Origin of the sequence: Pseudomonas sp. GM48, from assembly GCF_000282335.1 — a bacterium.
Taxonomy (GTDB): domain Bacteria; phylum Pseudomonadota; class Gammaproteobacteria; order Pseudomonadales; family Pseudomonadaceae; genus Aquipseudomonas.
On record NZ_AKJM01000140.1, the window covers coordinates 1 to 12,892 of the forward strand.

Annotated in this window: 14 protein-coding genes; 5 read left to right on the forward strand and 9 right to left on the reverse strand. The window is 60.0% G+C overall.

What is annotated here, in order from left to right:
• Positions 1 to 146: 146 nt before the first annotated feature.
• Together PMI28_RS03625 and PMI28_RS03620 are read right to left on the reverse strand one after the other, a co-directional pair.
• A complete protein-coding gene (locus PMI28_RS03625) occupies positions 147 to 980 on the reverse strand; it encodes an AraC family transcriptional regulator (protein ID WP_007991465.1) in 834 nt (277 codons plus the stop codon).
• A gap of 33 nt (positions 981 to 1,013) precedes the next feature.
• Positions 1,014 to 1,517 (reverse strand): VOC family protein, encoded by a 504-nt coding sequence (locus PMI28_RS03620; protein ID WP_007991467.1) that lies wholly within the window; start codon positions 1,515 to 1,517, stop codon positions 1,014 to 1,016.
• Between the two features lie 323 nt (positions 1,518 to 1,840).
• Between PMI28_RS03620 and PMI28_RS03615 the strand changes: the two genes are divergently transcribed.
• The 4 genes from PMI28_RS03615 to PMI28_RS03600 all read left to right on the forward strand — a co-directional run bounded on the left by PMI28_RS03615 (position 1,841) and on the right by PMI28_RS03600 (position 5,728).
• Positions 1,841 to 2,296 carry a (2Fe-2S)-binding protein gene (locus PMI28_RS03615; RefSeq protein ID WP_007991468.1) on the forward strand — a complete coding sequence of 152 codons (456 nt, stop codon included), beginning with the start codon at positions 1,841 to 1,843 and terminating at the stop codon, positions 2,294 to 2,296.
• A 25-nt stretch (positions 2,297 to 2,321) separates the two neighbouring features.
• Entirely contained in the window at positions 2,322 to 4,490 is a 2,169-nt protein-coding gene (locus PMI28_RS03610; RefSeq protein WP_007991469.1) for a xanthine dehydrogenase family protein molybdopterin-binding subunit, read from the forward strand.
• 1 nt (position 4,491) lies between these two features.
• Complete coding sequence (locus PMI28_RS03605) at positions 4,492 to 5,073, forward strand: hypothetical protein (protein ID WP_007991470.1); 582 nt, start codon at positions 4,492 to 4,494, stop codon at positions 5,071 to 5,073.
• A 73-nt stretch (positions 5,074 to 5,146) separates the two neighbouring features.
• Positions 5,147 to 5,728, forward strand: coding sequence for a GGDEF domain-containing protein (locus PMI28_RS03600; RefSeq protein WP_007991471.1), 582 nt, complete (start codon positions 5,147 to 5,149; stop codon positions 5,726 to 5,728).
• Between the two features lie 125 nt (positions 5,729 to 5,853).
• On the opposite strand, the gene PMI28_RS03595 is transcribed toward PMI28_RS03600, so the two are convergent.
• Complete coding sequence (locus tag PMI28_RS03595) at positions 5,854 to 6,279, reverse strand: VOC family protein (protein WP_007991472.1); 426 nt, start codon at positions 6,277 to 6,279, stop codon at positions 5,854 to 5,856.
• Positions 6,280 to 6,392: 113 nt separating this feature from the next.
• Here PMI28_RS03595 and PMI28_RS03590 point away from each other — a divergent pair, with 113 nt between their 5' ends.
• Positions 6,393 to 7,253 carry a LysR family transcriptional regulator gene (locus PMI28_RS03590; protein WP_007991473.1) on the forward strand — a complete coding sequence of 287 codons (861 nt, stop codon included), beginning with the start codon at positions 6,393 to 6,395 and terminating at the stop codon, positions 7,251 to 7,253.
• Positions 7,254 to 7,295: 42 nt separating this feature from the next.
• Here the strand turns inward: PMI28_RS03590 and PMI28_RS03585 are convergent, their stop codons facing one another.
• The 6 genes from PMI28_RS03585 to PMI28_RS03560 all read right to left on the reverse strand — a co-directional run bounded on the left by PMI28_RS03585 (position 7,296) and on the right by PMI28_RS03560 (position 12,631).
• Entirely contained in the window at positions 7,296 to 8,204 is a 909-nt protein-coding gene (locus PMI28_RS03585) for a MurR/RpiR family transcriptional regulator (RefSeq protein WP_007991474.1), read from the reverse strand.
• Between the two features lie 251 nt (positions 8,205 to 8,455).
• Positions 8,456 to 9,220: an ABC transporter ATP-binding protein gene (locus PMI28_RS03580; protein ID WP_007991475.1), complete on the reverse strand. Its 765-nt coding sequence runs from the start codon at positions 9,218 to 9,220 to the stop codon at positions 8,456 to 8,458.
• Positions 9,221 to 9,238: 18 nt separating this feature from the next.
• A complete protein-coding gene (locus PMI28_RS03575) occupies positions 9,239 to 10,351 on the reverse strand; it encodes a succinylglutamate desuccinylase/aspartoacylase family protein (RefSeq protein WP_007991477.1) in 1,113 nt (370 codons plus the stop codon).
• Between the two features lie 8 nt (positions 10,352 to 10,359).
• Positions 10,360 to 11,058 (reverse strand): ABC transporter permease, encoded by a 699-nt coding sequence (locus tag PMI28_RS03570; RefSeq protein WP_007991479.1) that lies wholly within the window; start codon positions 11,056 to 11,058, stop codon positions 10,360 to 10,362.
• Positions 11,059 to 11,072: 14 nt separating this feature from the next.
• Positions 11,073 to 11,762 (reverse strand): ABC transporter permease, encoded by a 690-nt coding sequence (locus PMI28_RS03565; RefSeq protein ID WP_007991481.1) that lies wholly within the window; start codon positions 11,760 to 11,762, stop codon positions 11,073 to 11,075.
• A 92-nt stretch (positions 11,763 to 11,854) separates the two neighbouring features.
• Positions 11,855 to 12,631 (reverse strand): ABC transporter substrate-binding protein, encoded by a 777-nt coding sequence (locus tag PMI28_RS03560; protein WP_007991484.1) that lies wholly within the window; start codon positions 12,629 to 12,631, stop codon positions 11,855 to 11,857.
• Positions 12,632 to 12,892: the final 261 nt, after the last annotated feature.

Consider the following 12,892-nt stretch of genomic DNA (forward strand, 5'->3'; position numbering starts at 1 on the left):
TGGGCTGCGAAGCGGCCCCTGCTTTCCTTCAGATAAAATTTGAATGCAGGTCTTGCGACGGCTTCGCCGCCGAACGGGAGCAAGCTCCCTCGCCACAGATTCAGGCAGGCCACGCCTGTTCACAGATCTAGGTAAAGCCTCGGGTATCACCCCCGATACTGCCCCGGTGTCGCCGCCAAATGTTGTTTGAATGCCCGTTGAAAATGCGCCTGATCGGCGAACCCCGCTTCCAGTGCCACGTCCGCAATCAGTTTGCCGCTGCGCAATTGATCCTGGGCGAACTGGATGCGCCGGTTCACCAGGAACGCGTGGGGCGTCATGCCGTAATGCTGTTTGAAGGCGCGAATCAGGTAGGACGGCGACAGTTGCGTCGCTTCGCAAATGTCTTCGAGCTTCAGGGTTTGCGTGCAGTGCTCGCGAATGTAATCGGCAGCACGCTCCAGCTTGAAGTTGGGTTCGCGCAGCGGCTGATCGACCGGGTTGAGTCGTAGCTGAACCTCGGTAAAGAACTCCACAGCCACGCTGTGTTTGCGCAGCACGTCTTGCTGTGGATCGACCAGTACCTCATACAAGTCCGCAAGGCCGGCAAACAGCTGGGCGTCCCGGGTATGGGTCAGCGAAAAGCGGCGAAACGCCGCGTCATCGCTGAACCCGAGCTGATGCTGCAAATCGGTCAGCCACGGCGTATCGACGTACAGCATCAGGTACGACCAGGGTTGGTCTTCGATCGGGTTGCAGGCGTGGACGTCGCCGGGGTTCATCAGCACGACCGTGCCGACGCTGACCTCGAATGCCGACTGCTCGTGGAGATAGGTGCTGCGCCCGGCAGTGATCGCCCCGATGGAAAAGTGCTCGTGGGCGTGCCGGGTGTAACAGACTTCGCGCCCGTCGGCGATGGAGCGGGCTTCGATGAAGGGCAGGGCGTCATCGCGCCAGAAGCGCGGGGCCTTGTCGGCGTTTTTGGCAACGGTGTGCTTCATGCTCACTCCTCGGCAGGTCAGCGCCCGAGTGTATTAGCTCTCGCCGTCAAAGGCGCGTTGCAACGTCGCAATATCGAGTTTTTTCATCTGCATCATCGCCTCCATGGCCCGTTGGGATTTTTTCGTGTCGGGGTCTTTGATCATGTCCATCATCGCGACGGGGACGATTTGCCACGACAGCCCGAACTTGTCCTTGAGCCAACCGCATTGCTGGGCCTCGGGTGCGCCGCCGGCCGACAGGTTGCCCCAATAATGGTCGACCTCTTCCTGGGTCAGGCAATTGACCTGAAATGAAACCGCCTCACTGAACTTGAACATCGGCCCGCCATTGAGGCCGGTGAAACTCTGCCCGTCGAGCTCGAAGCTGACGGTCATGACCGAACCTTCGGGCCGGCCGTGGAACTCGAAACCGGCGTGGCCGTAATAGGTGACGGCGGTGATTTTCGAATGATCGAAGATCGAGCAATAGAATTTCGCCGCCGCTTCGGCCTGATCGTCGAACCACAGGCAGGGCGTGAGTTTTTGTACGCGTTGCATGGTGCCAACTCCTCTGCAGATTGCGCATGTTCCGGACTTTCAGCGTAGTCAGCCTCTGGTCGTCTGGCCGTACCGTAGATCGACAAATTTGCCCCCGTGTTGCGTAAACGTAGTCAAACGGACTGTCTGTGTGGTGAGGCCGAGGCACTGGCGAACGATTCCATGGCCGCCCTTCGAGACGACTTTTTCATGACCGGTGGTCGATGCACCACGGCCTGCCGGCAAATTTGCGCTTAGCTGAAGGGATAGCCCGAGGCGCGCGCAGGCTTTACAAGGCCGCAGCGACGCCCCTTCAGGTCACCGTGAGTCTGAGGAACTGCACCATGCTGACCCTGAACATCAATGGCCAGGATCAGGAGCTGGATGTCCCCGCCGACATGCCGTTGCTCTGGGTCTTGCGCGATGTCGCCCACCTCACCGGCACCAAATTCGGCTGTGGCATAGCCCAGTGCGGGGCCTGCACCGTGCATGTCGACGGCGCTCCGCGGCGCGCCTGTATCACGCCGGCCACGGCCGTGGCCGATGGACAAAAGATTCTCACCATCGAAGGCTTGTCCGCAGATGGTTTGCACCCGGTCCAACAGGCCTGGGCGGAACTTGACGTGGTCCAGTGTGGCTACTGTCAGTCCGGGCAGATCATGTCGGCGGCGGCGTTGCTGGCGAAGATTCCGAAACCGACCGACAGCGATATCGATCAGGCACTGTCCGGCAACATCTGCCGTTGCGGCACTTACCCGCGGATTCGCGCAGCGGTCAAACGCGCCGCCGAGCTGGGTTGAGGCCGGGAGGAAGGGAGCTTGCGCCATGAACAGCATCAATGCGTTATCGCGCCGCGGTTTTCTCAAGGGCAGTGCCGTGTTGGGCGGTGGGCTGGTGGTTGCGTTTGTCATTCCCGGTGCCCACCGTTTCGCCATGGGCGCGGAGAACCAGGGCAACGTGTTTGCGCCAAACGCCTTCCTGCGCATTGGCAATGACAACAGCGTCACCGTGTTACTGGGACACTCGGAAATGGGCCAGGGCATCTGGACCGGCCTGACCATGCTGATCGCCGAAGAACTGGACGCCGACTGGTCGAAGATCCGCGTCGAGCATTCCCCGGCTTCGGCCGCCGATTACGGCATGGCCGGGTTTGGCGGGATGCAGATCACCGGTGGTTCGACGTCGACCTGGATGGAGTTCGACCGGTATCGCCAGGCCGGCGCGGCGGCACGCTTGATGCTGATCGAAGCCGCAGCCAGGCGTTTCAACGTCGCGCCGTCCGACATACAAACCGAGTCGGGCGTGGTCATCGCCGGCGAACACCGTGCCACCTACGGCGAATTGGCCGATGACGCGGGGCAATTGCCACGGCCGGACCCGGCTTCGATCAAACTCAAGGACGCGAAAGACTGGCGGCTGATCGGCAAATCCACCAAGCGCCTGGATACACCGGAAAAAATCACTGGCCGGGCGAAGTTCGGCATGGACGTCCAGTTCGACGGCCTGATGACCGCCATGGTCGCGCGTTCGCCGGTGTTCGGCGGCAGCGTCAAATCCTTTGAAGGCGCCGAAGCGCTGGCGATTCCGGGTGTGCACAAAGTCGTGCAAGTGCCGACAGGCATTGCGGTGATTGCCGATCATTATTGGGCGGCGAAGCTGGGGCGCGACGCGCTGAAAATCGAGTGGAACCCAGGGCCGAACGCCGGGCTCGACAGCCAGGCGCTGCTGGAAAACTTCCGCAAACTCGCCACCACCCCCGGTATGAATGCCGGCAAGGCGGGCGATACCCAGGCTACGCTGGCGAAGGCGGCAAAGACGATCGACGCCGAATACAGCGTGCCTTATCTGGCCCACGCGCCGATGGAACCGCTGAACTGTACGGTGAGCATTACCAAGGACAAATGCGAAATCTGGACCGGCACCCAGTTCCAGACCCTGGACCAGATGGTCGCCGGGAAAATCACCGGGCTCAAGCCGGAACAGGTCGAGATCCATACCGAGTTTCTCGGTGGCGGCTTCGGGCGACGGGCCAATCCGACCTCGGATTTCGTCAGCGAAGCGGTGTATGTCGCCAAGGCGGCAGGTGCACCGGTGAAAACCGTGTGGGCGCGGGAGGATGACATCCGGGGCGGCTATTACCGCTCGGCGTTCCTGCACCATGCGCGTATCGGGCTGGGCAGCGATGGCCTGCCGCTGGCCTGGAAGCATGTGATGGTCGGACAGTCGATCATGGCCGGGACCTCGCTGGAAGCGACCATGGTCAAGGACGGGATCGACAAGACTTCGGTCGAAGGCGTGGCCGATAGCCCCTACATCGAAGGACTGGCCAATCACCAGATCGAACTGCACTCACCGAAAACCGGCATCAGCGTATTGTGGCTGCGTTCGGTGGGGCACACCCACACCGCGTTTGTCATGGAGTCGCTGATCGATGAGCTGGCCACGGCGGCCGGCAAGGATCCAGTGGACTATCGACGTACCTTGCTCAAGGACCATCCGCGCCACCTCGGTGTGCTGAACCTCGCGGTGGAGAAGGCCAACTGGAAGGCGCCGTTGCCGGATGGCCATGCGCTGGGTGTGGCGGTGCATGAGTCGTTTGGCAGCTATGTGGCTCAGGTGGCCGAGGTGTCCCAGGACAACCTCGCCATCCGTGTGCACCGAGTGGTGTGCGCGGTGGATTGCGGCATTGCGGTCAACCCGCAAAGCATCGCCGCGCAGATGGAGTCGTGCATCACCTTTGGCTTGAGCTTCGCCTTGCACAGCAAACTGACGATCAAGGGCGGGCAGGTGGTGCAGTCCAACTATCATGACTATCAGGTGCTGCGGCTCAACGAAATGCCGGTGGTCGAAGTGCATATCGTGCCCAGCAGCGATAAACCCGGCGGTATCGGCGAAGCCGGTGTGCCACCCACGGCGCCGGCGGTGGCCAACGCGGTGTTTGCCCTGACCGGGCAGCGCCTGCGGGAGCTGCCGTTGCAGCTGTCGGGGGTGTGAGATGAAACGGCATCATTGGTTGCTTGGGGCGGTGATTCTGATCTGTCTTATAGCCTACGCGTCGCACGTGTTTGCCGATGACCGCGAGGCCTTGCAGGCGTTCGACACCGTGCAGAAAGTCTTCCAGAGCCCGCGTTGCCAGAACTGCCACATTCCCGGTGATTCGCCGCTGCAATTCGATGCCGGAGTGCCTCACGCCATGAATGTCGTGCGTGGCATGGACGGCAAGGGTTCGGCCGGGTTGCCCTGCGCAACGTGCCATGCGCAAAGCAATCCGCCGGCCAGTTACGGTCCGCATGCGCCACCCGGGGCGCCGCACTGGAGCCTGCCACCGGCCACGCAGCGGATGGCCTGGATCGGCCTGCCAGCCGATCGGCTATGCGCGATGATCAAGGATCGCTCCAGCAACGGCGATCGGGATTTCGCGGCGCTGATCAAGCACGTCAGCGACGACAAACTGGTGCTGTGGGGCTGGAATCCGGGCGGCAATCGCGCGCCGGTGCCGGTGCCGCACGATATCTTCGTCACCCGGTTCAAGCGCTGGGCCGATGCAGGAGGGCCGTGCCCGGTGGCGGGTAGCTGACCAGCGGCACGCTAACAGGGAGTCAATGTGGGTACGGACGACTCTAACGTGCATACCCGCCAAGGAGAGAACGATGTTGATTCCAGGCAAAACGGGCAAATCGGGCGGATCCGCAAACCCGTTGCTCACGCCACAGCAAGAACGTGTACGGCTGCGCGATCTGGCTCGTCGAGCCGAGCAAGAGTTGGCGGGCGTGCAAGTGGCGAGCATGGATGAGCTGACGCTGTTGTCCAATCGCCATGGCTTCACCGCGCTGGCCCGGCTCGGGCTGAACGCCTGCCGGGAGGTGGGGATGCCGGCGACATTGCTGTACTTCACCCTCGATGAATTCAAGCACATGAACTATCTGTATGGCCGGGCCAAAGGTTACGATGCGCTGAAGAGGTTCGCCGATGTCCTGCGTATCGGCTTTCGTGAAAACGATGTGGTCGGCCGGCTCGAAGACGACCGGTTCGTGGCGTTGCTGACCGGTTCCAGCGTTGTCGAGATTGCGGCGATCAAGGCCCGGCTCAATGAGATTCTCGATGAGCGCAACGCTACGGCGCGTCGCAGTTATGACGTTCGGTTCCGCGTTGTCCAGGTCGAGTATGACCCCATTGTTCATGATTCAATCGAGGACCTGCTGGATGAGGCCGAGAATGTGAAGAGTCGTTAGAACAGTGGTGAATTGGCGGGCGCCTTCGCGGGCAAGCCCGCTCCCACAGGGTGTTGTGTGAACAACGCAGGCCATTGTGGGAGCGGGCTTGCTCGCGAAGAGGCCCGGACAGACACCCCATCCGTTCACTTGGCAAACAACTGCCCGATATCCTTGAACGCCTTGAACTCCAGCGCATTACCGCAAGGATCAAACAGAAACATCGTTGCCTGTTCCCCCACCAGCCCCTGAAAACGGATTCCCGGTTCGATCACGAAGCGAGTTTCCAGTGACTTCAATCGCTCGGCCAGCGCCTCCCACTCTGCCATCCCGAGCACCACGCCAAAATGCGGCACCGGCACATCGTGACCATCAACGGCATTGGTGTGCGCGGCTTCTTGCGCAGGGTTTTTCGGTGCCAGGTGAATCACCAATTGATGGCCGAAAAAATTGAAGTCCACCCAATGATCGCTTGAACGACCTTCTTCAAGGCCAAACACCGCGCCATAAAAGTGCCGGGCGGCAGGCAAGTCGTAGACCGGAATGGCCAAGTGAAAAGGGCATAATTGCATCGGGAGAACCTCGGTGGCGGGTGGAAGTGTGTTGAGTTTAGCCCTGTGCTTTTTGATTGAAAGACGATAATTTTTGCATCGAGCTTAAATTATTTCGATCAATCGAGGCCGATATGCTGCGAGAACTGAAAACCTTTGTCGCCGTGGCGCGTCACGGCACCTTCGCCGCGGCCGGCATGCATATCGGCCTGACGCAATCGGCGGTCAGCGCACAGATTCGCAACCTGGAACAAGCCCTTGGCATCCGTCTTTTCGATCGCACCGGCCGTCAGGCACTGCTCAATGCGGCGGGGCAGCGTGCGTTGCCGATGGCCAGGGAAATGCTCGAAACTTTCAGCCGCATGGCCGTCAGTGACGATGTCGGTGAGTACCGTGGCGAACTGAAGATCGGCGCGGTCGCGACCGCCCAGACCGGTCTGCTGCCCCAGGCGCTGTTGCGACTGCGCCAACAGGCTCCCTTGCTGGAAGCCAAGCTGGTGCCCGGTGTGTCACTGAACCTGCTGAGTCAGGTGGACACCGGTGAAGTGGACCTGGCGATTCTGATCAAGCCGCCGTTTGAGTTGCCCAAGGAGTTGTCCGCACAAGTGATTCGCCGGGAACCGTTCGTGTTGATCGTACCTGCGGACCTGGATGGCGATGATCCGTTATTACTGCTCGCCGAGCATCCGCATGTGCGCTATGACCGCAATTCGTTCGGCGGGCGACTGGTGACGCGGTTTCTGCGTGAACGGCAGATAGAAGTGCAGGTGGCACTGGAGCTGGATGAACTGGAGGCCATCGTCAAAATGGTCGAATGCGGCCTGGGGATTTCCCTGTTGCCGGAGGCCGGGTTATGGCTTGAGCATGGGGCCGGGGTGCGGATCATCCCGCTGGGCGAACTGACGTTCTATCGGGAGATCGTGCTGTTGCAGCGCTATAGCCAGCGGACACAGCCGATTCAGCAGTTGTTTGCGCAGTGCCTGAATGCACGATGACCTTGTGGGGGCGAGCCTGCTCGCGATTGCCCCCAAGAGATATCACTTTTTCGCAGATTTGCTGCTGGGCGGGATAAGCAGGTAAGACATTACGCTTTCGGTGAGTTCGGTCGCCAGCTTGACGGCTTCTTTATTGCGTGCCATCACACCCGCCACCAATCCTTCGATCAATGCGAGCACGGCGATGTTGGAGCTTGTCAAAACCGGATGGTCGGCGGGGGCAAAGAGTACGTGTTCGGCAATGCCGGTGAGAGGCGACGCGGGGGAGTCGGTGATTGCCAGCACCGAGGCGCCGCGCTCATTGGCAAAACGTGCGAGTTGCAAGGTGTCGAGGGAATAGCGCGGCAGGGAGATCGCCAGCAGGACGTCCTGATCGGTGATTGCGGCCAGACGGTAAGCGGCGTTTTCGTTTCCGCCCTCCATGCTGATGGCGGTGGCGTCCGCACAGAAGGGCATCAGGGTCGAGGCGGCGAGACCGGCAAAGTAGACACTGTTGCCAAAGCCCAGGATGTAGATTTTGCGCGCTTTGGTCAGGCAAGTGACGAAAGCTTCGAAGGTGTCTGCATGGTTGTTGGTCGCAGCCGAGGCGAGGTTGCTGCTGGCGCTCTGGATTTGCTCATGCAGGCCAAATGCACCACCGGGACGATGCGCCAGTTCGTTGCGCAGTTTGTCGACCGGCGACACCATCTGCTGCAACGTCGCAACCAGCTCGGCTTTCATGCCGGTGTAGCCCCCCAGGTTCAGGGCCTTGGCCAAACGATTCACCGCAGCAGGCGAGGTGGACGTTTCATGAGCCATTTCTTCGATAGTCAGCGTCGCGGCCTTTAGCGGATGACGCAGGATAAAATCCGCCACCTTGCGCAGTGAAGGCGGTAACTCAGAAACGATTTCCGTCAGTTTGCGCATCACCGGCGCGGCATAGACCGTGGTGTTTTTCGAGGGGGTCGGCATATCCGGCTCAACATTTCCTGAGGGTTAAAGAGGGCTGGCTGGAGTGTATCCGAAGCCGCGGGCCGGTCACTCAAGCAATTTCAACCACAACGCATACCTTGTAGCAGCTGGCGAAGCCGGCGTTCGGCTGCGCAGCAGTCGTAAAACCTGAGCGCACGGTATATCTGACGCACCGCATTGGCTGATTTCACGACTGCTGCGCAGCCGAACGCAGGCTTCGCCAGCTGCTACGGACCGGGTTGCGGACCGGGTTATTTCAAGCTGCCGGCCAGAAACTGCTGAAGACGCTCGGACTGTGGATTGACCAGCACTTCACGTGGATTGCCGCGCTCTTCGACCAGCCCCTTGTGCAGGAACACCAGTTGATTGGAAACCTCGCGGGCAAAACCCATTTCGTGGGTCACGACCACCATGGTGCGTCCTTCGAGTGCCAGATCCTGCATGACTTTAAGCACTTCGCCGACCAGCTCGGGGTCGAGTGCCGAAGTCGGCTCATCGAACAGCATCACTTCCGGCTCCATGGCCAGTGCACGGGCAATCGCCACTCGCTGCTGCTCGCCGCCCGACATATGGGCAGGAAAGGCATCCTTACGGTGCGCCACGCCGACTTTGTTCAGGTAGTGCCCGGCTTTTTCCAGGGCTTCTTTTTTGTTCATGCCCAGCACATGCACCGGAGCTTCCATGACGTTTTCAAGCGCACTCATGTGCGACCAGAGGTTGAAGTGCTGAAACACCATCGATAGTCGCGAACGCATGCGTTGCAGCTGCTTGGGTTCGGCAGCCTTGAGCCCGCCGAGTTTATTGGTCACCAGCTTGAGCTGTTCGCCATTGAGGACAATATTGCCGGCGTTGGGTTGCTCCAGCAGGTTGATGCAACGCAGGAAGGTGCTTTTGCCAGAACCGCTGGAACCGATGATGCTGATGACATCACCGGCCTTCGCCTCCAGGGACACGCCCCTGAGTACTTCGTGGGCACCGTAGCTTTTGTGAAGATCCTGAATTTCAAGTTTGTACATGGTTTCAACTCTCTGGAATCAGTCGCTGAGCAAGCGGCCTTGGCGAATAGGGGTACTGCCGGCCACTTTGGCCAACCACAAACCGGGCTGGGCAAAGCGCAGACGTTCGCGGGCATACAGGATGCCGTCGGTGCTGGCATGCACCACGCTGTGGTGATCGGTCAGCGGATCCATCACTTCGAACAGCGGATCTCCGACCTTGACGTGGGCACCCAACGGTTGCAGATAACTCACCACCCCCGGGTGCGGCGCATAGGCGTACTGCGCACCGGCGAACGGTGTCGCTTCACAACGGCTCGGTGGCGCGTCAGGCCAGTCACCGCTGATCATCCCTTGCTCGGCGAGATAGCCGAGAATGGCGTCGGCGCTGTCGATGCACTGCTCGCGTTCGGTGTCAGCCATGCCGCGCAACTCGATCGTGGTGGCTACGCAAGCCAGCGGAATATTGGCTTGAGGAAAGTGCCCGGCCAGGTGCAGCCAGGGAATTGCGCACGCTTCATCGAAGGCATTGCCTCCCGCAGCCTCGGCCAGCAGGGCCACGCCAGCGCCGAGGCGGGCGGCCAATGAGCGCAAGCGTGGCCAGTTTTGCGGCATGGCATACAGCAGCATGATCGACTCGAAGTCGCAGTGCAGGTCCAGCACCACATCGGCATCACAGGCATGTTGCATCAACAGACGCCGCAAGCCATCGAGTTCTGATGCAGGCGCCGGCATGTTGGCGAGGGCATCGCTCATGGCGCGGCGGATCAGCGCGATGTTGGTGCTGCTGTCGTCGCCCAGTTGACCTTCCAGCATCGGCACCACCGCTTCAGCGAGTTCCGGGAAGTCGCGATTGAAGTTTTTGCCGCTGGAAAACTCGAAGCGCCCCTGATGGGTGGCCTGGAACATCTGTGCGATACCAATCGGATTGGCCATCGGCACCAACTCGATCACTCCGCTCAGGCGACCTTGCTCTTCCAGTTCTTGCAGACGGCGCTTGAGTTCGACCGCGACACGCATCCCCGGCAGCTCGTCGGCATGCAGGGAGGCCTGGATATATGCCTTGCGCGGTCCGCTGCCAAAACGAAACAGCGACAGGTGTCGTTCAGTGCCCGAGGCACTCCACGGCAAGAGGTATTGAATGTGCTTCATAAAATTCCTTAGTGCTTGCGCGGTGCCAGATACGCCAGCCAGCGGCGCTCGGCCAGCTTGAACAGACGAACCAGGATGAAGGTCAGGGCCAGGTAGATGAGGCCGGCAGTGATGAACGCCTCGAACGGCAGATAGAACCGCGAACTGACCGTTCGCGCGGCTCCGGTGATATCCACCAGCGTGACGATCGAGGCCAGGCTGGTGGTTTGCAGCATCATCAGCACTTCGTTGCTGTACTGCGGCAGCGCCCGGCGCAAGGCCGACGGCAGGAGAATGCGGCGGTACAGGGTCAAGCGCGACATGCCCATGGCCCGGGCCGCTTCGATCTCACCGTGAGGCGTGGCCTTCAAACTGCCGGCCAGGAGTTCGGCGCTATAGGCGCTGGTATTGATCGCAAAGGCCAGGCAGGCACAAAAGGTGGCACTGGACAGGTAGGGCCAGAGCGCGCTTGCACGTACCGCTTCGAACTGCGCGAGGCCGTAATAGATCAGGAACAATTGCACCAGCATCGGCGTGCCGCGAATCACGTAGGTGTAGAGCCAGGCGGGGGCGTTGATCAGCGGTGAGCGGGACACTCGCATCAGCGCCAATGGAATCGCCAGCAGCAGGCCGAAGGCCAGGGAAATCAGCAGGACTTTGAGGGTCAACAAGGCGCCACTGAAATACAGCGGCAGGTTTTCCCAGATCAGGTTGTAGTCGAGAATCATGGGGTTGCTCCCAATCACAGTTCGGCGGCTTTGATGCCGACCGAGTAGTGTTTTTCCAGATAGCGCAGCACCAGCAAAGACAGGCTGGTCAGCATCAGATAAAGCGCTGCTACCGCGAGGAAAAACGTAAATGGCTCATGGGTGGCGTCCGCGGCGTTCTTGGCTTTGAACATCATGTCCTGCAAACCGATCACCGAGATCAACGCGGTGGATTTGGTCAGCACCAACCAGTTGTTGGTGAACCCGGGAATGGCGAAACGAATCATCTGTGGCACCAGAATCCGCCAGAACACTTGCGCGCCACCCATGCCATAAGCCACGCCGGCCTCTGCCTGACCTTTAGGGATTGCCATAAAGGCGCCACGAAAGGTTTCCGAGAGATAGGCGCCGAAAATGAAGCCCATGGTGCAGACGCCGGCGATAAAGGGATTGATGTCGATGTAGCGGGTGTAGCCGAGTGCGAGCGCAATGCGGTTCACCAGATCCTGGCCGCCGTAGAAGATCAGCAGAATCAGCACCAGATCGGGAATACCGCGAATCAGGGTTGTATAACCTTCGCCCAGCACCGCCAGCCATTTAAACGGCGACAAACGAAAGGCAGCGCCGATCAGACCCAAGGCAATCGCCATGGTCATGGAGGTCAGGGCCAGGTTAATGGTCAGCCAGGCGCCATCGAGAATGCTCGATCCGTAGCCGTGAAGCATGATGAAGTTCCTCAAACGAGCGCCGCGAGGCGCGCGAGACAAGTCCAAAGCGGCGCCTGCGGGGAGCCGGCGCCAGGGTTGCGGGACAGCGTTTATTCGCCGTAGATATCGAACGCGAAGTACTTGGCCATCACTTGCTGGTACTTGCCATTGGCGCGGATGGCGTCAATGGCTGCACTCAGGCGTGCAACGTTCGCACTGTCGCCTTTACGCACCGCGATCCCGGCGCCTCTGCCGAAATATTTCGGGTCGTTGATGTCCGGCCCTGTCAGCGCGAAACCTTTACCGGCCGGTGTTTTGATAAAGCTCTCGTCGGTGTTGACGATGTCGGCGAGCGTGGCGTCCAGGCGACCCGCAGCCAGGTCAAGGAAGGCTTCATTTTGTGATCCGTAGCGCACCACTTCGACGCCGGCTTTCTCAAGTTGCTCGGTGGCGAAACGGTCATAGGTCGAGGAGCGTTGCACGCCGACTTTCTTGCCTTTGAGATCGACCAGCGGGTCGTTAATCACGTTGCCGGCCTTCATCGCGAACTTGCCCGGCGTGTGGTAGTACTTTTTGCTGAAGTCGACCGACTTCATGCGGTCTTCAGTGATCGACATCGACGACAGCACCGCATCGATCTTGCGCACCTTCAGCGACGGGATCATGCCGTCGAATTCCTGGATGACCCACTCGCATTTGACCTTCATCTCTTCGCACAGCGCGTTGCCAATGTCGTAGTCGAAACCACTGACGCTGCCCTCTGGCGTCTTGAAGGAGAAGGGCGGGTAGGCGGCTTCGATACCGATACGCAGGCTGTCGTCGTCGGCGTGTGCCAGGAAGCTTGCGGCGCACAGTGCCAGAGCACCTAGAAGTTCTGTCTTGTTCAAGTTGTTGACTCCTTGGATGGGGTGTTTGGGTGATACGGGGAACTGCCAACCGATCTGGCGAAGTGGACCGATTCACGAGGCTATGATTGGCATACAAATATTCATAAATCAACATACTGAAAAAAAACATATCAAAATTGGACGGCAGGTGACCGGACTGGTGGACGGTCACCGCAGCCATATCACTGAGTTTTCGAACAAAATCGGGCGCCAATCAGGCGAAATGCCAGTCAGTTAAGCGGTAATGCGATCTGTAGCAGC